The sequence below is a fragment of the Dactylosporangium salmoneum genome (assembly GCF_039532525.1).
GTDB lineage: Bacteria > Actinomycetota > Actinomycetes > Mycobacteriales > Micromonosporaceae > Dactylosporangium > Dactylosporangium salmoneum.
Map to the genome: position 1 here is coordinate 100,034 of NZ_BAAARV010000031.1, position 20,336 is coordinate 120,369.

Consider the following 20,336-nt stretch of genomic DNA (forward strand, 5'->3'; position numbering starts at 1 on the left):
TCCCATCTCGAGAACTGCGGACCCGCCCGCAGTAGGCGAACCGCACGGTTCCCACGGCATTCGCCGAAGAGTTCGACGGGCCGATGCGTTTGAGGGTTTTACGCAGTCCTGCAAAGCTCACAAGAGCTAAAGCGAACGACTATCTTATGTAGGGAAGTCCCTGATGCAGGTCAACGGTCGCTACCGGTCTTAGCGAGGCCTTGAACACGTTTATGTCGCAGGACTGCGGCACAAAGTGCGAGCCGGAGCAGGTGCGTCGACGCCGCTGCGACCAGCGATCATCAGTAACAGGCCGAGCACGTGCGCGATTTCGCACCCGGGAGCCCTGCAGGGTGCCAACCAGTGCCAAGGAGTGCCGAACCGGTCAGCTGTGGCGCCCCAGCCCGGCACCGCCGCGCCGTGGTCGGGTACGACGCGCAGGGCTGTTGGACTTCGATGGGGAATGATCGGCCCGGCCGATCAACCAGGTCATCTACAACACCATCGCCGTACAGGCAATGCCAGCGTCCCACCGGATCCCTTACATTGGGGAGTCGATTTCCCGCGATCATCCTCGGGAGGTACATGTGCCCGGCACCTCGAGCGATGTAGACGATCTAGTCAGGTCCTTCTGCTGCGACGGTGCGAGGAGCCGTTTCGGGCCGTACGAGGCCACCCAGGGACCGTGGGGAAATCTGCGCCGGAAAGAGATCATCCCGGGTGCGATGTGGCGTTACCGGGTGGTCGACTCGATGCAGCAGCCGGTCGATCTGCATGTGTGCGTTGGTTTGAGCGATGATGCCGGCCTGCTGTGGGGGCTGGAGGCCCGCGACCTGCGGCAGCTCGGCGCCCGGGAGGTGGTCGGCCTAGCGCGGGTCCTCGACGCGGGATACGTCGCCGAGAACGACACCGGCCGACTGGCACCGGGGCTCCGGGGGATGGCGGTGGTCGCCACCCGCGCCGCCGACTATCACCTGGGCGATCCCGAAGTCACGGCGCACATCACCGAGGAACCCGTGCGATCGGTGCAGGTGCTAACCCAGCTGGCGGAGGGTCTCGCCGCCCTGCATTCCCGCGGCCGGGCCCACGGCGGCCTGTGGCCGGGCGCAGTATACGTGCGGCCGTCCTCCGCTCCCGAACGCGACGAGATCCGTTGCTCGCTGGCACACTTCGAGATGTCGACGATGCTGGCGAACCACGCCCGCGTGGGATTGTCGATCAACGCCGGCTCCGCGGAGGTCATGCGTTACGCCGCACCGGAACTGGCCGAAGGCCCCGGGGCGGCGTCGCCACGCCGGATCGCCCGCGGCGACGTCTACAGCCTGGCCGCGATCGCCGCGGAGTGGTTCACCGACATCTCGCGGTCGCCGACTGAACGCGACGGCACCGTGACGGTGACGCCCGCCGTGCTGTCTCGGCTACTGGCGCGAATGCTGGGGCCCGCGGAGGACCGTCCGCTGATTGCCGAGGTGGTCCGACAGCTTCATGATGTCGGCAGAGTGCTGACAGACACGGTTGTGCCAACTGCTGCGGTCATGCCGCACCTGCTGTTCTTCATGCCACAGGAGACGCACGAGTCCCTGCGGCGCAGAGGCTGGATCGACGAATTAGCCGACCCGGCCGAACTGATCCGCCAGATTAGCTCGTTGATGGCTGCGGATCTTCGCCACGGTCGGCTTCTGTTCTCCGACGCGGGTGCGTCGCCGTTTCTCACCGGGCGGACGGAGGCCCTCCGGGAGGCGAAATATGTCCTGCTCGGAGAACAGGTCGCTTGGTTCTGCTCCCCGTATCGTCCGAGAGACCCCTTCGGCCGCCGCGAACCTGCCACCGACGACGTCCTGATACTGAAGTACTCCGTTCCGGTGACGGCTCCGTCCGTCCGGGAACTGCTCGACAGCCCGCTGCATTCGCCGCTGCCTGAGATCGAGATCCTTCCCGTCAGCGGGGATTTCTCCACGCCGCAGTCCGTGCTCGAAGGCCGGCCGAGTTGGGCCTCGGTAACGCCCCGCTCCGATTACCGAGGGTCCGAGCTCGATCGCGGCCTGGGGTGGCTTCTGCATTACCAGGCGGCCGCGATCAAGATGCGTCGGTACGCCTGCACGACGTCGGTCGTGGGCAACCGGCTCTCGATCGATATCGACGACGCTCGTGAGGACGCGGCGCTCTTCCGAGACCCGCCGTTGGCGGTCTACGCCGCTCAGAGGCGCCGCCGGCCGCCGATTGGCCAGTTCCTGCGAGAGATCGCCGCGTCCGACGAGCCTTACGTTGAGTTGCTGGGCGATGCCGAGGGAAGGCCCGCGCCTGAGGTCCACAGGTCGCTCTGGGCCATCGTCGAAACCGGCGAGAAAACGGGCTCGCTGGCTCCGGTGAGTGGGGCAAATCGACGGCCCCCGGAACGCTGTTGGATCCGGCCCGCGTCCGACAACGGCGCAACGGTCCAGCTCACGCGTCAGTTCGAGGCCGTCCGCGAATTCCGATCGGCGGAGGGCTTGAAGGCGCAACTGCTGAATCCGCTGTCAGTGCAAATCGATACGGAAAGGTGGGCTCCACAGCCGCAACTCGGCGACGAGGGTGCGGTGGCCGTGAAGGAGATGTTGACCTACACGCCCCTCTATGCGCTTCAGGGCCCGCCCGGCACTGGAAAGACGACCATCACCGGTGCGGCAATCGTGGCGTGGCTTCGAGCCAATCCTCATGGTCGTTTGCTAGTGGCCGCGGCCACCCACGTGGCCCTCGACACCCTCGCCGGGTACGTGCTGCGCGAACTGGGGGACGACAGCCCGGTGATTGTCCTGCGATCGGTCCGAGGCAACCCCGAACTGGTCAGCCCCGCGGTGCAACCGTGGACGGACGACAGGCTCACCGTCAGAACCATCAGCCGAGCCCGGTCAGTGGTGTCGTCCAGACTCGCGAGCCAGGGCGATACCGCCCGTCATGAACTGCTCGAACGATGGCTCGGCATGCTCGATGACCCCCGGGTGGTGGCCGAGGTGAGAATCATGCTCGCACGTTGCGCGAACGTGGTCCTGACCACCGCGGCCACCGCGGTTCCCGGGGCGGTGAGCCCAGGGCAGGAACGAGATCTCTTCGACTGGGCCGTCGTCGAGGAGGCCGCTCGTATGTGGCCTACGGAGCTAGTCATGCCGCTGTTGAGGGCCCGGCGCTGGACGCTGGTCGGTGATCATCAGCAACTGCCGGCTCATGGTCGCCTCCAGGTGGAGCAGTTTCTGGGCGGCCTTGAACGAGAACCGGCGCTGGTGGACGATCGGCCCGATGACCATCCGATCTACCTTCGGACGTTCGATCTTTTCCAGGGTCTCTTCGGCGACACAACCACGGCGGGCATGCGACAACGACCGGTCCGACGTCTGGCCCTGCAATACCGCATGGCCGAACCGATCTCCGACATGATCGGGAGAGTGTTCTATCCCGCTGCCGGCTCAATGGACAGCGGCCGATCCTTCAGCGGTCTTCACTACGGTGGCGCACCCCAGGAAGCTCCGCGCATCGGCCCATCGGTACTCCAGGGCCGAGCCTTGACATGGATAAACACCCGTGACCGCCCGGATTGCGCGGACCAGCCACAGTGGCGCAATCAAGGCGAGGCGGATCTCATCGGAGAACTCACCCGCTCGTTCGCCGACACCGAGGACCTCGCGGTGCTGACCCCGTACCGCGATCAGGTCCGAGTCCTCAATTTCCGGCTTGAACTGCGGCAGCGTGCCGCGACCGCACACGCTTTTCAGGGCCGAGAGGCCGAAATCGTGATCGTCTCGCTTGTCCGCGACACCATGCGGGGCGGTCGCCCCACCACCGACCTAGGCCATCTTTCGCAGCCTCAACTGGTCAATGTGCTGCTGTCCCGGGCGCGTCGCATGCTGATCCTGGTCGGCAATTTCGAGCACTTCGCCAGCTTTGAGGACACCGTTTGGGGAACGATCTGCCGCATCTTCCGGGAACGGGACGCCGTCCTGCCGGCCTCGGCTGTAGTGACTCGGCCCGACGCCGGATGACCTACGACGCAATTACCCTGTACCTCCCATGCGAGGTACGGCGGTTCTACGCCACGCTGGCCGATCCGGCCGGGACAGGGCCGATCGAGAAGATCCTACTTGAGGCGCTGGCCACCGGGCCGCTGACCATCGGCGATCTCACCAAGCTGTTTGCCCTTCCGCGCGCCCTCGTCGCTACCATACTCCACGGCCTGTGGCGGGCTGGCGACGTGTCGGTAGATCCGGCCAGCGGCTCGGCATTGATTTCCGAGGACGCTCTCGCCGCCGTCCGGTCCGGTGACCCCCTTCCGGAGCCGACGAACCTCGTGGAACGTCACGTCGATCTAATGGTGGATCGGATTCTGGGCGAGGTGCTCCCGGCGTCGTCTGCGGTCCGTTCCACCGAACGTCACCGCGTCGATCCGCCCGGCCGGTCCACCGGATCGCCCGAGATCTCACAGTCCGAGTTCCGGCGCATCGCCGAACGAGAGTTGATGTCGCTCGACGCCGGTGACGAGGTGATGGCCGGTCGACGGGTCGTCGATCTCGTGCCGACGCCCGGGCCGTTCGACCGGCGGTGGCGAGCGGTGCTAGTCCGGGTGTGGATGGACGCTCGTACCGGGCTGCCGGCGGTGACGATAGTCGACCCGAGGATCACGCCCCCTGCGAGAGAGATAGGGTCGATCCGGTTATCACAGCTGGTCGTGGATCACCCGAACGCTCCGTTCGTGAGTTGGCTTCGCCGGCACGCGCACCATGACATGCCGGAGGTTCTCACCGCCCCGGCCATGGCAGAGACATTGCAGGAGCGGGCCAGTCGCTTGTCGTCCCTGGAAGAGGGGCAGCGCGCAGGGCATCACAGCCAGCTCCTTACCTTGGCGCGACAGTTGGAGTCGATGCGTCTCGACGGTCTCGCCCACGAGGCAGCTGTCGAGGTAGTGACCGGCGCCCGGGTGCGCTGGGCCGCGGCGGAACTGATCGACCTGTCGCACACCCAGGTCGTTGTCCTCTTGCCAGACACGGACGCCGGGACTCGCCGCATCCTCGAGACCCGGCTCCGGCAGGCCGTGCAGCGCGGTGTTCAGACCGTGGTGCTGTTCGGCGGCTTACCCGCATCCGGTCAGATGCCAGCCTGTCTGATCGCCCGCGATGACGAGACGGCTCTGGTCGTCGCGGGGCCGAGTCTCGGTGCGGAAGGAACGCTCGGCGTGCTGGTGAGCGCGGCCGACGGCGGCGCCTGCCAGGTGGTCCAGCACGTACTGAGCTGGATGGAGACCGCGGCATCGGCCACCGGTGCTGGAGCCGTCCTGTGCCGACCTTCCGGCCGCGAAGTCGCGGCGCAACCGGAGACGGCGCTGGAGACGTTGCCAGAAGAACCGCCGGCGAAGGACCCGGCGGCGGCGGCCGCGTGGGCGACGGCGTGGCGGACCTATGCCGATGCCGTCCGGGCGGCCGTCGATCATCCCAGCCTTCCCCGCGTGCGCTGGATCACCGACGCCAACCCCTACGGGTTGCCGGCGCGCGCGCTACACAACGCCCGCCGCCGCTTGGTGTTCGCGTCGGTCGTGCTTTCCGACCAGGTGGTCGACGAGCGCTTTCTGTCGATGTTGCGAGCCCGGCTCTCCGAGGGCGTCATGGTGACGCTCGCCTACGAATCGGCCCGAGGCGCCGTCGGCTCGTTAATCTCCGTGCTGGCCGACGAGTTCAACGGCAACCTCGTTCTGATTTCCACCCGCCCCGCGGCCCGCGTGCTGGTGTGGGACGACGAGGCAATCGTGTTCTCGATGGATCCCCTCGGTGAGGCCGTCCTTGCTGGCGGGTCCGTACCAGGCTTGCATGTCGCCGGGGCGGCGTTCGCCGATCTGCTGGCGGCCACCGCCGGCGAACCGGCGGTGGTGACCGGCCAGGTGACCGGCCAGGTGACCGGAACGACTGACGAGTCCGGACCCCAGTGGGACCTGCTCGCTCGAAGCAGGGCTCACAATATCGCCCAACGCATGCGTAACCGCTGGCATGAGACTGGTTCGGTGGAACGTGCTCTCGAGCCGCTCGCGGACGCCGCCGATCCCTGGGAAGTGTTGGAGGGCCTTGTCGCCCCGGCCAACTTCACCCTTCTCGTCGACCGGCGGCCGGGCAGCGAGATCGAGACTGACGACCTAGCCGAGGCCGCGGTCGCCTGGTGCCTCTCGGCCCGGAGCGACGACGACGCGTCACGGCGGTGGCTGCAGTGGCTCATCGCATATCACTGGGAAGCCGGTAGATTCGCCGAGGCGGGTCTGCTGCGGCTCTCGTATCGCGTGCACGCCCGGCCGCGGCCGTCGCTTGCTGTCGTGGCGGCGGCCTTCGGCACCGACGTGTCGACCATCGCGTTGCTGGCCGCCACCGACGTTCGCGACCGGACCCCCGAAGAGACGGCGGCTCTGTTCACGGTGGCGTTGGCGGAATCGCTGCGCACCACCGACGACGACTTCCGAGACGTCGTGCAGAAACTGCTGCCGGCCGTTGGGAGTCCGTGGTCGGACTTGGGCCGGGCCATTCTCGGGTATCACGGTGCGGCACCGGGAATTCCGCCCGAACTGGTGCTGCATCCGCTGGCTAAGCAGGCAGCCCGGGACAACCGGCTTTCGATCGCGTGGGGCCGACTCGGCGAGGAGCTCCGACGTGCCCAAGGCATCAAGCCCAGTTTTACGACTCTGCATCGGCTCGTGGAGGCTCTATTCCGGGATCCCGGGCCGTTCCACGCCCTGGACCGAGCGATCGAGCGCCGGGACACCACGGCCGTGCGGGAGATGCTGCTGACCTGCCAGGCCGTCCACGGGCCGGTCGAGAAGGCAGCCGGGCGCGTCATCGACGGCCTGTGGGCGCAGGTGCGCCGGGAATCGGGCGATCTCGTCGGCAGATTTCGCCAGGCCCCAGTCAGCCGGGTCGCCGGAGTTCTGACCGCGGCTCGGGAGGTCGTTGCCGCCGCCGAGTCGTCCTCGGCCGGCAGCGACCTAAACAGTTGGGCGCGCAACCACGATGCGGCCCGGACTCTGGCCGGACAGATCAGCGCGTTGCTGCCGTCGCTCGACGAGGCGCTCGCCACTCTCGAACGCCCGGAGAGTGTCCTAGTCGCACACGCTGTTCGCCGGATCAGGCGGATGACCGTGCCGGAGGAATCATGACCACCGATCTACAGGCGGAGATCCTAAGTTCCGCGTTGCTCCAGTGGCCAGGGCGTTGGTCTCGCCCGGAGCTCGCCGTCGCGCTGGCCGCCGATGGCGTGGCACCGTCCCTCCCCATGCTGGCGCGATTACTGCTTGAAGACCTGAGTCACCCGCGTTCATCGATCGATGCCGCCCGGCATCTGATCAGCATCGGAGAGTTCGATTTGGTCGCCCGACTGCTGTCGGCGGGGACGCTGGAGGCCGATGAGCACGACACCATCGGCTCGGAATACGAGCAGGCCGTCCTGCGATGCCTCGCAGAAACCCGTTACCGTCTAGCGACCCTGCAACGCCGCGCGCACGCCGTCGAGGTTTCACTCGATCTCGAGCCCGCCGGGCTCCTGCTCGACGTCGAACGATCCTTCCGACCGGTGGCGGCCGTGCTCGACCGGTGCGAGAAACGCGTGGCCGACGCCGAGCAGCGCGTGGGGGCCGAACTGTGGGCTCAGGCCTCGACGGTGGCGGCGTCGAGCGCGCTGGATGTCAAGCCATGGCTCGACGAGGTGCGGGCCGGGCTGGCCATCAACGATCTGGCGAAGGCCCGGCGTATGGTGACCGAAGGCCCCGGTGACTCGAAGCGGGAACAGATAGCACGCGATTCCACGTTCGTGCTGGCCCACGACAGCGACGTCCTCGCGGCCGAGCTGTCCAAGCTGACCTGGGAAATTACGGAACACAACGTTTTGGATTTCGCCAAGGTCTTCAGTGACATGACCGGCGCGGTCACGCCGCGGTTCGAGGTCCGAACCGCGAAGGGCGGCGTCCTTCTGATCATCCGCTCCCGCTGGCCCGATCTGCCCGGCTGGCTCGTCGTACCTCGCGGCGATCTCGCGTTGTGGGTTTCCGCGGAGGGCGGCGTGACGATCAGTGTGCTATCCGGACCGGCCGGTGAGGCCATCCCGTCCCGGGCGGGGTCCGTCCGGCTTACTGCCGAACAATTGCTCCGCCTCATGGTCGCCGAGACCAGTGCAATTGGTCGCCTCCGTGCGTTCCTCCGGGCCGTCTGCAGGCAACGCGAGGTGGTCGACGTGCTTGCGGACGCTGGTGCCCGGCTGTCGCGCGATGACATCGCCGACCTGCTGGATCTTCTCGGTGCGCCGTCCGCCACCGATCTGGTCGAAACGGTTCTCTACGAGACCGGTGGCTGGCCGCGCTTGATAAACGAAGTGCTCGGCCGGGCCTTCACGCACTGCGACAGCAGGGCCGCGCTCGGCGTCCAGGCTGTTCTACGGGTCCGCGCCGACTGGTGGCCGTTCGCGTTCGGCATGCTGCTGGAGCCGTATCGCGACGACGACGCCGAGCTCCTTCTCCTGATTGCGATTGTCTTCGATGGCCGGCAGCAATCCTCCTTCACTCTTGCGGATCTCTGCGACGGCATCGACGAGGTCGCCGAGGATCCCGAGTCGGCCGAGCGGCTGCGCGTGAATCCGGGCCTGGGATACGCGCTCGAACGGCTGGTGCGGGACGGCCTCTTCGAGACCGTCGACGGGACCGCGTACCACCTTCCCGAGGATGGTGTCCGCAATCTGCTCCTGCTCGGCCCGAGAGGCGGCAACATCCTGCATCTCGCTCGGGATGCCGTGGGGTCGGCACATCGTCGGTACCTGGCCGCCACGGCCGAACAACGGGCCGAGATCGGCGCCTTGGTGATTCGCATGATCAGCCACCGGCAGGCCGGAACAATGGCCTCGATCATCACCGAGATGACCGTCATCGAGCAGACCGAAGGGCAGAGGCTGCTCGACGCGGTGGCGCGCGTGCGCCGCTATGCCGATACGGGCCTGACCCTAGATCAGGAGTTTCAGCGGGCCATGCGGCCGCCTGGGCCCTGTGAGCTGGGACCCCTGCTGGACGCTCTCGGACGAGATCAAAACTGGCGGAGCCAAGGGGTGGTCCGCGTCGATCTCCAGTGTCCGGCGGACCTGTACGTCGCTGCCAACAGGTGGCTGCTTCAACAGGCGTTCGCCAACATCGTCGACAATGCCCGCCTGGCCATCCAGGACACCGGCGCGGACATCGGCAAGATCAGAATTTCCGCATTGGAGGACGGAGATCAATGCGTTGTCGAGATCGCCGACTCCGGCCCCGGGCTGACCACCGAGCGGTTCCGGGAACTCGAGCAACGTGTCCAGGTGAGTAGCCGACGCGGTCATGGTGTCGGCCTGCTCCACTCGCGATTGTGGTTCCAGAGATACGGTGGCACGCTCGAGATTTCACCGGAGCGCAGTGATCTGGGCGGTGCCCGGCTCACCGTGACCCTGCCACGGGCGAAGCCATTGCCGGAACGACTCAGATAGTCACCTGCTGCTGGAGCCGCGCGGTCGCCATTTCTGGTAATACGCCTGAACCAGGTTTTCAGCATGGTCGACTCGTTCGTACCGTAGCGCAATCTCGGCCTCTCGAAACTCCTCCTCGGCCGCCGCGAATTCATCCGCGGAGATCCGCCCCTCGAAGTGCGCCCACTGCAATCGGCGCCTAGCGTGGAGTAACCACGTCTCGAGTCGTGCCTGGCGGCAGTCGTCGTCGTTGCTAAGCAGCAGCCGGACGACCTCCGGGATTTCGTTAAGGTAGCGATTCTTGCGCCCCTTGTCGACGATCGCGACGAGGCGGTGCTCGGCGCGTTGCCGGGCCCGTTCCCGGTCCAGGCCGGTACCCGGATCTGAGCTGACCACCGCGACCGGAATCTCGGTGTGCGCGCCCAGCCAGTCGACGATCTTCAGCCCGAGCTTGTCGTCGAAGGCCGAGTCACGATCGAGGTGAAGGTCGATCAGGGCAGCCTGGTAGTACGAACCGACGTCGACGATGTCCCGGAGATCCATCCACTCCTCGATGGACTCGATCTGGTCGCAGTCGCACTCGATGCGGGGATCAGCCATCGCTTGATTGGCCACGGTCGCGGCGTGAATATCGTCGACCACGAGAATGCGGGGCCTGCGAGCGGCCGGACCTGGCTGCATCGAGCTGTCGACCAGGTGAGGAGCCAGACGCCACAGGACCGGGTCGGCGGGCCGGTCGGTTCCGGGCAGACCCTCGATGAGCCGGACCAGCATGTCCCGGGCTCGATGGACCTTCGCCCAGCGCCAGGAGCTGATCTCATGCGACTCCTGCGGATCGCCTCGCCAGAGGCGGGCGAGCCGGTCAACGGCCTCGGGACTTGCGGCATCTCGGATTTCCTGCTGAAGAGTCCACGCGTCCACGGTCACTTGATCGGGGTCGAGTGAGTACTGCTCGGGCCGGCTGGCCGCCTGCCGGATCCGAATTCCCGCATCCTTCAGTTGCTTCAGGAACTTGTGGATCGCCGACGGATCCAGCGGCCGGTCGGCGCGGAGGTGACTCGACATAGCCTTGGCCGTCATCGACTTCGGCCAGGCCGTGACCAGGAGGCAGAGGACCTTGCGGGCCTGGCCGTTGAGCGCCGCGAGTTCGGGCGTGACCGGGTCGAACTCGAGAGGGCCCAGCACCTTCACCGACAGTCGTGGCATCGCGTTGTCACTGGCCATGCCGCCAGACTAGAAGCTGATCGCCGGTTGGTACACCCATCGTGAATCAGTTCGTGAATCGGACACCGCGGATGAATGCAAATTCACGATCCGGACAGTCTCGCGATTCACTTTCAGCGGACCAGCATGGTTCTCGCACGGGCAGCCATTACTGGTGAAGGAGAGAAATCATGGCACCGCGTAACCGCATCACACCATCCACCACCGTCGCCATCGCGGGCAGCGCGTCCGCGGTGACCGCGCTGGGTGGAGTCGCCACGCAGCTACCGCCGCACGCCGCAATGTGGCCTACAGTGGTCCTGCTCGGGATCAGCGGGGTCCTGGCGTTGCTCGCAGGCATGACCAAGCTCTACGAGGTCCACGTGCGCAGAACTCCGAAGTACATCGCGGCGACCACGCTGGCCCAGATCGCGCGACGGCATCCGGACCCGGAGCGATCCATGCGGCTGGCTCTCGCGAGCAGCGTTCTCGGTGAGGGCCATCAGCTGCCTGAGGAACAGTGGACCGTTCTCCTGGGCAACGGCCTCGCGTGCGGGGTCACGGTGGACGCTTCGACCGGACGCAGCGCCCGCCGAAAGCACCGCAAATCAGGTAAATAACTTCGAGCGTGGACAGTTTCGGCGTCGACGGCCCTTACCATTCGTGGTAAGGGCCGTTTTGGCACGCCGCCTTTAAAGGGTCGATTCGTGCGCTTTCCGTATTTCGTCATCGCGCCATATCGTAACGTTCGACGCGCATCGAGGACGCCGCGCAGGTCCCGCTCGTAGTCCAGCATCGGACCGCCGCCCGACTCCGGCGACGCGATAGCCACCTCGATCCGCAGCGCGCCCGGGGCTGGTGCCGACCGTCGCCACCTGGCGATACAGCGACACCAGCTCATACGGACCAGCGGACGGCCGGTCACCGGCTCAGGAACGGCCTCCCAGGGCGGCGCCCGCCAGCCGGGCGCGTCGGTCCGGCCGGGCCCGGGTGTTCGGCGCCCCGGCGGGGCGAGTACCCCCACCGGCCCGACGAACGACCGAAGCACAGCAGGCCCAGCCCGGTCGGGTGCGTCGACTCGACGGCCGGTTCCCTGGCGAACGCCCGTGCGGACTGCGGGCCACCCCGCGGATGCTCGGCACCCTTCTCACCGACGGCACGGTCAGCGCGGACGAGATGCGGGCGGTGCTCGCCGCCGGCGCGACGCCCCAACAGATCGAAGACGCCCTCGCGGTGTGCGCCGCGTTCGACAAGACCGTCCGCCTCGCCGACGCCTTCGGGTTCGACGTGCTGAGCCCGGAAGTCTTCGACGCCGGCGCGAAATACCTGCTCAAGCGCGGCTACAAGTAGCTCTGGTCGAGTCGACAGTACCGAAGCCGCTGCTCGGCCGCGGTTCGAGGTAAGCTCCAGCGCCCTGGTCGAGAGCGCGCAGCATCGTCGTCTATGACCGCCGCGCAGGCAACTGCGGAGCTGACGCATGACCGTAACCGCGCGGGCGTCGGCTGGTCGCCCAGCTGGGTTGGGACGCAGCAGGTCGCGGATGAGAGCCGCCAGCGCGGGATCACAGTCGTCGGGAAGTGGCGGAATGCGCTGTTCGTGCTGCTCCCGGAAGTCAGGGCCCGGAAATGCTTTGTCCCCGGTGAGCAACTCGTAGGCCACACATCCGAGCGCGTACAGGTCGCTGGCCGGCCGCGTACGCTCACCGTCGAACAGTTCTGGCGCCTTGTACTCCGCGGTGCCCGTTCCTCTCCAGCTCAACGTCGTGGTACTGCCCTCTGCCAGCCGCGCGACGCCGAAGTCGCTGTGGCACCAACGACCGTTGAGCAGGAGAATGTTCGCTGGCTTGACGTCGCGGTGCACAATGCCCAGCGCGGCGAGTTGCTGTAGGCCGAGCGCCAACTGCCGCACGATGTCTATCGTGGTCTGACTGTCGGCGGCCCACGTTTGATACGATCCGCCAGGCTTTCGACGGCGACCGGCATCACGAGCAGCAGCGCGTTGTCCCTACGTCCGACATCGAGCAGCGGGACAAAATACTCGGCCGTGCCGCCGCTCAATCGCTGGCCGATATCGACTTCACGTTCAGCCTGCAGGGCGTCCTCTCGGCTCCGGAGCAGCACTTCCTTGATCGCGACGTCGCCTGTGCTGCCAGTGCCCCGGTACACGGACCCGAACGCGCCAGGCTGGCCAAGTCGATCGCTCCGGCTGAATCGATACTCCCGTCCTGCCTCGGCCACGAATCGCACTTCGTCAGGGTCTACCGCCGACGTGTGAGCAAGAGCCTTCTCCAGCTCCTTGCCGAACTCGGCGAGGACGCTGAGCGCTGTGCGCACCTCGGCAGCGACTTCCCGGTACACCTGGTTGCCGACAACCCGGTCGGATACAAGATCGCGGTGGCGTGGGCTTTGCAGCTGGTGCAGATCCACCCGCACCTGGTGCGACGAATCCGTCAGGAGACGCTCGACCTCGTCCCGGAAGTTGAGATACCGAAGACGCAACGCCTCGGGCGGGCCCCCGCCGCTGATCAGGTTGCCGCCGTCGATCTCCAGGCCGCGCAACTGACTCCTGAGGTGTTCACCGAGGACCTTGTCCATGCGCTCTTCGTCCTTCACGCCAATTCGTCGCGCGACCGCTGGTCCGCCCATCATTGCAAGCTTGGGGCGGTCGCGGCTTCAGCGGGGTCGGCTGCAGTCCGCCGGACTTGACGGACGGCTTTGGCAGGCAATGACTACGACCGGTGCGTCGTGATCCGCAAGCCTGGGGCACGGTGCCGTGCAAGGCGGGACGGTGTCTGTGCAGGTCGACGTTTGGCGACGAAGGCGTCACGCTGCCGGCTGAAGTGCTGCCAGTCGTCGAACATGTCGAGGGCAACCAAACGAATGCGAGGGCTTCCGATCCCGCTTGAAGGAATACCTCGGTGTCGATAGGATAAAACGCATGAATCCCTGTTTCGGGCAGGGATGCTATGGGTGGGGGTTAATGTCCCCCCTTCGACACCATTGTGTTGCACACCTGCACCACTTAAGTGGTCCGTGGTCAAACACGTTTGACCACGCTTCCGCAGCATCCTTACCACCCCTCATCACCGAATCGTGCGGTCGGGCGGTGGCAGCATGGCCGAGCTGACCATCACACCGGTCGTCCCACCCAGCGCACCGGCAGACTCAGGACCGGAAACCGCTAGGACACGAGGCCTCTCTCGTCGCGCACTCCCGCTGGCACCGCTCGCGGCGCAGCACACCAGTCCGATGCGATACGGACTGGCCACGCTCGACAACCGTGGTCGCGTCGCGGATGGCGCCCTGGTCCGCGCCATGGGCTGGACGCCGGGCACACGCCTCAACATCCGGGAGCAGTCCGGGTTGGTCCTCGTCATCGCCGACGTGCAGGGCGTGTTCAGCATCACCCGCCAGGGTTACGTCCAATTGCCGGCCGCGGTGCGGCACTGGTGCCGGCTGAGCATCGGCGAGCGAGTGCTCTTGAGCGCCGACCCCGCGAGGAATCTGCTGGTCGTACACCCGCCCGAGGCACTCGACGCGATGGTGGCCCACCTGCACGCCGTCCGGATCGGGGAGGACGAGTCATGACGGCTGGTCCGGATGCTCCGGCGGGGCAGGCAGAACTGGAGGCCGCACGGTTGCTGCTGGCCCGGCTCGGGGTCTCCCCCAGCGATCTGCTGCAGTTGGGTCCGGCGCGGCCGCCGGCGCCAACGTTCGCAGAGTACGTCCCGGTGGTGTCGGCGGCGGTGACCGACGGCAGCCGGCGGGCCTACGGCAGTTACTGGAAGCGGGTCTTGGAGCACTGGCCGGACCGGCGGTTGGACGAGGTGAAGCCGTCGGACATCGAGCGGCTGGTCGAGCACGTCAAGGCGCATGTGGTGGTGCGCAGCAACGCTCGAGGTGGGCGTAGCGCCGCGGAAAATCTGGTCACGGCATTGCGCTGTCTGTACCGGCGGGCGGTGGCAGACGGCCATCTGACCGAAGCGGAGAACCCGGCGTCGAAGGTGGCCAAACCGCAGCGGCTGCCGAGCACACGCCGGGCGCTGCCGGACACGCGGCTGACGGAGATCAATCGGGTCGCGGCCAGTACCGGCGACGACCCGGTGCTGGACAGTCTTCTGCTGCGGCTGCATACGGAGACCGCCTGCCGTCGTGGTGGCGCGCTGGCGTTGCGGCCGGCTGACCTCGACGAGGAGCAGTGCCTGATCATGCTTCGCGAGAAGGGTGACACGGTGCGGTGGCAACCGGTGTCACCGACGTTGATGCGTCACCTGCGCCAGCACGCCGAGGACCGCCATGCGCCGTCGAGTGGGCAACTGCTGCGGTACCGCGACGGCCAACCGATCACGCGTCGCCGTTACGACCACTTGTGGGAGCGGATCGGCAGGCATTTGCCGTGGGTGGCGAAGCAGGAGATCACCACACACTGGTGCGGTACACAACGGTGACGTGGGTGGAGCGGAACTTCGGCTATGCCGTGGCTCGCGCGTACGCCGGGCACGCCGAGGGTGGCGGCGCCGTCGGCACCACGGCGACGTACGTGCGGGCCAGTCTGCAGGAGATTGCAGGTGCCCTGGCCGCACTGACCGGCGAACCGCATCCGTTGGCATAGCAGAGCAAATGGAACTGCGCGGGCGGCGAGTTGCGCCAGTCGCCGCCCGCGTGGCACACCCGCGGCTGATGTGTGCGGCGGCGCGGATGGCACCGCGTGACACCTTCCGAGATGTCGCGCGGCCGCGACAGCATCAGATGGTCATCGCCCGCGATCAGGTGGGTACCGATCTCTGCACCACGGGGCCGATCATGCCAACTCGCGCGCGTCCGACAGCCAGCATTGAGACCCGTCCAGGTACAGACATGTTGGGTGTATTCGCGCCGGCGCCTTCGGCGGAGGCGTCCAGACCGGTGGTCATCGCGGGGTTGCCGATGGCAACGCTCACGTCGAAGGCGGAGACGGCCCGGTCGATCTTCTGCGTGGTGACGTCGGTCGACGTACGGGGGCGACTCGCGGACCGGTCACCGCTCGGTGTACTCGGTTGGTCCCCCGGACAGGCCATCGCAATCCGGCCAGGCGTCGGCAGCGTCGTTGTGAGAGCCGATGCTGCGGGGCCGCATGCGATCACCAGCCAAGGTCATCTGCGCCTGCCCGCGTCGGCTCGGCGGGTACTGCGGCTCGCAGCCGGCGACCGGCTGCTGGTTGTGGCCAGCCCTGAGGATGGAGGATTGGTCGCATACACCATGTCCATCCTGCAGTTCATGCTCGCTACGCACCTCGGGCAGATCGATGGCGAGCTGCGGTCGTGACGGCTGCATCCAGCGGTGCGCCTGGCGCTGATATCCAGGCGCTTCGCCTCTTGATGACCCGGATGGGGCTCTCACCGCAGGACCTGCTCAGCGACGCAAGGCCGCGTACGGTCCCAACGTTTGCCGAGTACATCGAGCGTGTCGGGGACGCGATCAGCCCAGGAACCCGGCGGGCGTACGACCCGTACTGGCGGCGTGTCTTGGCAGTGTGGGGCGACCGTCGCCTCGATCAACCAACCGCACTGGAGATCAAGCAACTCGCCGAACGCACCAAGAACGCAGCGCTGGTCAGGGGAAACTCCCGTGGTGGCCGATCCGCCGCGGAAAACATGATCACGGCACTGCGGTGCGTCTACCGACATGCGGTCGCGGACGGGTTGATCACCGACGCCGCCAACCCGGCGGCCAGGGTCATGAAACCTCGCCGGCTCGCCAGCACGCGCCGGGCGCTCTCCGATGTGCAGCTCGGTGAGGTTGTCGCGGTGGCCTCCACAACCGGCAACGACCCGGCACTGGATGCTCTGTTGCTGCGCCTGCATACCGAGACCGCCTGCCGCCGCGGCGGTGCGCTCGCGCTCCGCCCGGTTGACCTTGACAGGCAGCAGTGCCTGATCCAGCTCCGGGAAAAGGGCGAAACGGTCCGGTGGCAGCCGGTCTCCCCCACCCTGATGCGCTACTTGCGCGAGCATGCCGACGAACGCGGCGCAACCGAGGATCGCGCCCCACTGCTGCGTTACCGAAACGGCACCCCACTCACCCGACGCCGGTACGACTACTTGTGGACCAGGCTCGGCAAGCACCTTGCCTGGGTCGCTACCCAGCAGGTGAGCATGCACTGGATCCGGCACACCACGCTCACCTGGGTCGAACGAAACTTCGGCTACGCCGTTGCCAAAGCGTTCGCAGGACACACCGGCCGCGGCGATGCCGGTACCACCGCAACCTACGTCCGCGCCGACCTGCACGAGGTCGCCCGACCCGTCGCGGCCCTCACGAGCGAACCGCATCCGCTTGTAGGCTCAGCCTGACGTAGGCGTGGACCGGGGGAACAGTATGCCGCCGGCTTCGGTGGACGTCTCGAGGCGGCGTCCTGCCCACCGAGGCCGCCCCCACCCGAGTGAAGGCGGCCCACGCGGCCCTACGAGCGGTCGGCCTGATGCGGCGGTCGGCAGCGTGATATTGATGCTGGTCGCCGGCGCCGTCGGCGCGGCAGTGCTGGCGGTGTGGCTGTGGCGCGCGCGACGGGCGCGACTGTCGGAGTTCGAGGCAGCGCGGCGACAGTGGGCCCAGCTGTTCTACTGCGTAGGGTGCGCTCATTCGTTCCTGCCTCCACGGGCCGACGCCGCACAGGGTCGGCGGTAGAGCTGCCCCAGGGGCCTGGCCGTTCCGGTAGCGGTCTGCTGTCGGTCCGCGTCCGCCGTAAGCGATCGGGCGAAGGCAGCAGGCCGGCCACCGCCGGAAAGAGGGCGACTACGACATATCTTGCTACTCGTTGTATGAGATGCCGGACGAGTATGGGGTGCGGGTGGTGGACCGTCTTGCAGGAGACTGGGTCGTAGTCGATCGAGAGCACCTGGTGGGCGAGTCGTTCGCCGGCCGGCGGATGATCAAGTTCGCGGCGATCGGCTCGACGTTCGAGCGGTGCAGTTTCGCCGGTGTCGTCTGCGCCGACGCCAGTCTGGGTTCCGGCCTGGTGCAGTCCGAGTACCGCGAGTGCGTCTTCGACGGTGCGAAGTTGCGGTTGCCGCACGGCGGCATCGCGCGGTTCGTCGACTGCTCGTTTCGCAACGTGGACCTGCGCTCGTGGGAGTGTGGCGCTGTCGAGCTCATCGGCTGTGTCTTCACGGGCACGTTGCGCAGTGGCTGGTTCTGGTATCCGGTGCCGCAGCGGTACATCGAGGCTATCGGCCGCGAGTACAACACCATCGTGGACAACGACTTCCGCGGCCTGCGGATGACCGGGTTCTACTTCCGGGGCGGTGTCGACCTGTCCCGTCAACAGCTGCCCGACAGCCCCGACTACCTCTACATGCCCGACGGTCCGGCCGCGGTCGCGGCCGTGGAAGCCGAACTGCCGGACTGCCCTGAACCGCTGCGGCGGCCGGCCGCACGGCTGCTCTCCAATGTCCAGGACATGATCGATGAAGGGCAGCAGCAGATCTGGCTGCGGCGCAAGGAGTTCATCGGACCGGATCTGGAACCGGGGCGTTGGGTGCTGAACATCCTCGATCGGTTTCAGGCCCGCTGAACGTTGTGATCGACTTGGAGACGCACAACGGTTCAGGTGGCACGTAGTTGCCTCCGAGCCGGGCGAGGATCGCGACACCCGCCAGAGCGTTCAGTCGCGGCTGTGGGAGGAGCAACGGTACTCAAGGCCGGAATTCGTCAGCGCCTCCACCCGGTACGCGCCACGGCGACACTGCTTGACACGTCCTGGCACCTCCCCTGACAGCCCGCCCGCAGGCAGGGTCGAACTCGAACCGATCGGCATCGATCACGTTGCCGGCTTCGGCAATCCGACTCGTGTCCGCGGGGGAACACATGGACAGTCGTGAGCCACGACACGGTATTGAGCAGACAGAAGCGCGGGAGCAGACAGCACCTCGTCGTCGAGCCGGGCGAGGCGGCAAGCACCGTCGACCCTTGCGACGCCGTTGGTGGCGGTGGATCGTGCAGGCCGTCGGGAGGCGGCGCCGATGACAGACCGCCCGGCCACGCGCGGCACTGTCGGCACCGATGTGGACGTGTCGTTGGTCGTCGCGGTCTGGCGGCTTGCGCGGCGGTTGCGTGTGGACGCCGAACGCGCGGCTCTCACCGGGACGGGGCTGGCGCTGCCAGATTACGTTGTACTACACCTCGTTCACGTGCAGCCGGACGTTCGCGTCATGGAGGTGAGCCGTCAGACCGGCATCGCCAAGGCCACGTTGAGTGATGTCCTTGCGAAGTTACGCCGGAAGGGATTGATCAGCGGGCGCCGGGGTGAGGGTGATCGGCGTACCGTCGCGCTCACTTGTACGCCGGCCGGGTCGGCGGTGGTTGATCGAATCGAGGCGGTATTGCGCGCATCGGATGTCGCCTGCATCCGAGCGCACCACGAACTTCGAGCCCTGTGCAGGGCTGTGGAGCGCCGCTTGGATGACCTGACGCTGCGATGATCGTTCGTCGGCAGCTGCCAGCACCCATCGCCGCGTTGATCGCCGATTGCGACGCTCGCCGGGCGACTGCGCTCGGCGAGCCGTACGCCACGGATTTGCCCACGACAGTGGGTCTTGGGGCACTACTGCGCCACACCCTCCACCGCGTGGACGCCGAGCAGGTTGCGCCCGACGGGTCCGTGCGCTGGTTCGCACAGGAGGCCCTGATGCAGATGGCCGCGCTCTTGCACGCGCCGCGCGGTTGGTGGGGTGCCCTGTACGGTGGATTGGCAGATGCGACGGTGCAGGCACTGTTGCCGCTGCGGAATGCCGCCCAAGACCTGGTGCTGTATCGATCAGCGGCGGCGCACGGGCATGTCAGCGAGGCGGCCGCGGTGTTGGGGCTGGACGAGGTCGTGGTGCCAGCGGATCGCGGTGGATCGGTTGTCGTCGAGGAGCTCGCTGCGGAGGTGCAGCGTCGCCGGGCCAGGCCAACCGTGGTCGTGGCGACGATCGGCACTCCGTGGACGGGCGCCCACGACGATCTCGGCGCGATCCGTTCCGTGGTGAGGTCCGTGTCGAGGCACTACCTGCATGTTGACGCGCCGCTGGAGGGCCTGCCCGTGGAGTTGCGCTCCGATGCCGGAACGCTCTTTGCGAGTGGCGCCGACAGCGTGGTCGTGGCCGGTGACCAGTTTCTCGGCGTGCCACTGCCGTGTGCCTTTGCCGTCGGCCGGATCCGGCGTGACTGGTTGTCGTCCCTTCCCAAGACCGGCCGACCCATCGGTGGGGAGGTCGGCCATGCGGCCGTGTTGGCTTGGTACGCATTACACGAGTTCGGCGTTGCCGGGCTGGCACGGCGGGCGCGACGTTCCAACGCGCTTGCCGGATACACGGTCCGTCGCCTGCGCGAGGTGGGATGGCCGGCATGGCGGAACGGCGGCTCGATGGTGGTCGCCCTCCGCCCGCCCTCTCTGCCGATGCAGAAGCGCTGGTCACTGCCCGTCCACGATGGACGGTCGCGTATCGTCTGCGTTCCCGGCCTGACCGAGGCCCACGTCGATCGGTTCATCGCGGAGCTACGGCTTGGACCACCGCCAGACGCGACTGGATCCGCAGTCGCGGAGAGCGGCCCGCCGATCCACTCGGGGCGGGCCGCGAGGTCCGAAGCACCGGGCTAAGGGTTCCTAACAAAGATGGTCTATGGGCTGGCGTCCTTTGTGGACGTTGATCTAGCATGTTG

15 protein-coding genes and 1 pseudogene are annotated in these 20,336 nt (G+C 67.0%); 13 read left to right on the plus strand and 3 right to left on the minus strand.

Features of this window, described 5'->3' with window-relative positions; translation table 11 throughout:
• Positions 1-719 precede the first annotated feature (719 nt).
• The 3 genes from ABD352_RS21240 to ABD352_RS21250 are packed head-to-tail and all read left to right on the plus strand — an operon-like array spanning position 720 to position 9,474.
• Positions 720-3,992, plus strand: coding sequence for an AAA domain-containing protein (locus ABD352_RS21240; RefSeq protein ID WP_344614173.1), 3,273 nt, complete (start codon positions 720-722; stop codon positions 3,990-3,992).
• Complete coding sequence (locus ABD352_RS21245) at positions 3,989-7,135, plus strand: hypothetical protein (protein WP_344614174.1); 3,147 nt, start codon at positions 3,989-3,991, stop codon at positions 7,133-7,135. Before ABD352_RS21240 ends, ABD352_RS21245 begins: the two co-directional genes overlap by 4 nt.
• Positions 7,132-9,474 (plus strand): sensor histidine kinase, encoded by a 2,343-nt coding sequence (locus ABD352_RS21250; protein WP_344614175.1) that lies wholly within the window; start codon positions 7,132-7,134, stop codon positions 9,472-9,474. Before ABD352_RS21245 ends, ABD352_RS21250 begins: the two co-directional genes overlap by 4 nt.
• Here the strand turns inward: ABD352_RS21250 and ABD352_RS21255 are convergent, their stop codons facing one another.
• Positions 9,475-10,677 (minus strand): AfsR/SARP family transcriptional regulator, encoded by a 1,203-nt coding sequence (locus ABD352_RS21255; protein WP_344614176.1) that lies wholly within the window; start codon positions 10,675-10,677, stop codon positions 9,475-9,477. It abuts the gene before it with no gap.
• A gap of 170 nt (positions 10,678-10,847) precedes the next feature.
• Here ABD352_RS21255 and ABD352_RS21260 point away from each other — a divergent pair, with 170 nt between their 5' ends.
• Both ABD352_RS21260 and ABD352_RS21265 read left to right on the plus strand, forming a co-directional pair.
• Entirely contained in the window at positions 10,848-11,276 is a 429-nt protein-coding gene (locus tag ABD352_RS21260; RefSeq protein ID WP_344614177.1) for a hypothetical protein, read from the plus strand.
• 448 nt (positions 11,277-11,724) lie between these two features.
• The gene (locus tag ABD352_RS21265) at positions 11,725-12,006 is read left to right on the plus strand and encodes a hypothetical protein (protein ID WP_344614178.1); all 282 of its coding nucleotides are present in this window, start codon (positions 11,725-11,727) and stop codon (positions 12,004-12,006) included.
• Positions 12,007-12,216: 210 nt separating this feature from the next.
• Here ABD352_RS21265 and ABD352_RS57685 read toward each other — a convergent pair.
• Both ABD352_RS57685 and ABD352_RS21275 read right to left on the minus strand, forming a co-directional pair.
• Positions 12,217-12,564 (minus strand): annotated as a pseudogene (locus ABD352_RS57685) (protein kinase domain-containing protein); the annotation flags it as partial.
• 5 nt (positions 12,565-12,569) lie between these two features.
• Positions 12,570-13,268 carry a protein kinase family protein gene (locus tag ABD352_RS21275; RefSeq protein WP_344614180.1) on the minus strand — a complete coding sequence of 233 codons (699 nt, stop codon included), beginning with the start codon at positions 13,266-13,268 and terminating at the stop codon, positions 12,570-12,572.
• Positions 13,269-13,904: 636 nt separating this feature from the next.
• On the opposite strand from ABD352_RS21275, the gene ABD352_RS21280 reads away from it, so the two are divergent.
• The 8 genes from ABD352_RS21280 (at position 13,905) to ABD352_RS21315 (ending at position 20,274) form a co-directional block, all read left to right on the plus strand.
• A complete protein-coding gene (locus ABD352_RS21280) occupies positions 13,905-14,243 on the plus strand; it encodes an AbrB/MazE/SpoVT family DNA-binding domain-containing protein (protein WP_344614181.1) in 339 nt (112 codons plus the stop codon).
• On the plus strand, positions 14,240-15,103 hold the full coding sequence (locus ABD352_RS21285) for a tyrosine-type recombinase/integrase (RefSeq protein ID WP_344614182.1): 864 nt from the start codon (positions 14,240-14,242) through the stop codon (positions 15,101-15,103). Before ABD352_RS21280 ends, ABD352_RS21285 begins: the two co-directional genes overlap by 4 nt.
• Positions 15,085-15,267: a hypothetical protein gene (locus ABD352_RS21290; protein ID WP_344614183.1), complete on the plus strand. Its 183-nt coding sequence runs from the start codon at positions 15,085-15,087 to the stop codon at positions 15,265-15,267. Before ABD352_RS21285 ends, ABD352_RS21290 begins: the two co-directional genes overlap by 19 nt.
• 8 nt (positions 15,268-15,275) lie before the next feature.
• Entirely contained in the window at positions 15,276-15,959 is a 684-nt protein-coding gene (locus ABD352_RS21295) for an AbrB/MazE/SpoVT family DNA-binding domain-containing protein (protein ID WP_344614184.1), read from the plus strand.
• Entirely contained in the window at positions 15,956-16,987 is a 1,032-nt protein-coding gene (locus tag ABD352_RS21300; protein ID WP_344614185.1) for a tyrosine-type recombinase/integrase, read from the plus strand. The genes ABD352_RS21295 and ABD352_RS21300 overlap by 4 nt, the downstream gene beginning before the upstream one ends.
• Positions 16,988-17,451: 464 nt before the next feature.
• The gene (locus ABD352_RS21305; protein WP_344614186.1) at positions 17,452-18,207 is read left to right on the plus strand and encodes a hypothetical protein; all 756 of its coding nucleotides are present in this window, start codon (positions 17,452-17,454) and stop codon (positions 18,205-18,207) included.
• Between the two features lie 448 nt (positions 18,208-18,655).
• Positions 18,656-19,114, plus strand: coding sequence for a MarR family winged helix-turn-helix transcriptional regulator (locus ABD352_RS21310; RefSeq protein WP_344614187.1), 459 nt, complete (start codon positions 18,656-18,658; stop codon positions 19,112-19,114).
• Positions 19,115-19,260: 146 nt separating this feature from the next.
• On the plus strand, positions 19,261-20,274 hold the full coding sequence (locus ABD352_RS21315) for a pyridoxal-dependent decarboxylase (protein ID WP_344614188.1): 1,014 nt from the start codon (positions 19,261-19,263) through the stop codon (positions 20,272-20,274).
• Positions 20,275-20,336 lie beyond the last annotated feature (62 nt).

Excerpts from the sequence above, each read along its gene's own strand:
- ABD352_RS21285 (WP_344614182.1), top strand. The coding sequence starts at position 14,240 with ATGACGGCTGGTCCGGATGCTCCGGCGGGGCAGGCAGAACTGGAGGCC.
- ABD352_RS21245 (WP_344614174.1), top strand. The coding sequence starts at position 3,989 with ATGACCTACGACGCAATTACCCTGTACCTCCCATGCGAGGTACGGCGG.
- ABD352_RS21260 (WP_344614177.1), top strand. The coding sequence starts at position 10,848 with ATGGCACCGCGTAACCGCATCACACCATCCACCACCGTCGCCATCGCG.
- ABD352_RS21310 (WP_344614187.1), top strand. The coding sequence starts at position 18,656 with ATGACAGACCGCCCGGCCACGCGCGGCACTGTCGGCACCGATGTGGAC.
- ABD352_RS21295 (WP_344614184.1), top strand. The coding sequence starts at position 15,276 with ATGGAACTGCGCGGGCGGCGAGTTGCGCCAGTCGCCGCCCGCGTGGCA.
- ABD352_RS21255 (WP_344614176.1), bottom strand. The coding sequence starts at position 10,677 with ATGGCCAGTGACAACGCGATGCCACGACTGTCGGTGAAGGTGCTGGGC.
- ABD352_RS21250 (WP_344614175.1), top strand. The coding sequence starts at position 7,132 with ATGACCACCGATCTACAGGCGGAGATCCTAAGTTCCGCGTTGCTCCAG.
- ABD352_RS21280 (WP_344614181.1), top strand. The coding sequence starts at position 13,905 with ATGCGATACGGACTGGCCACGCTCGACAACCGTGGTCGCGTCGCGGAT.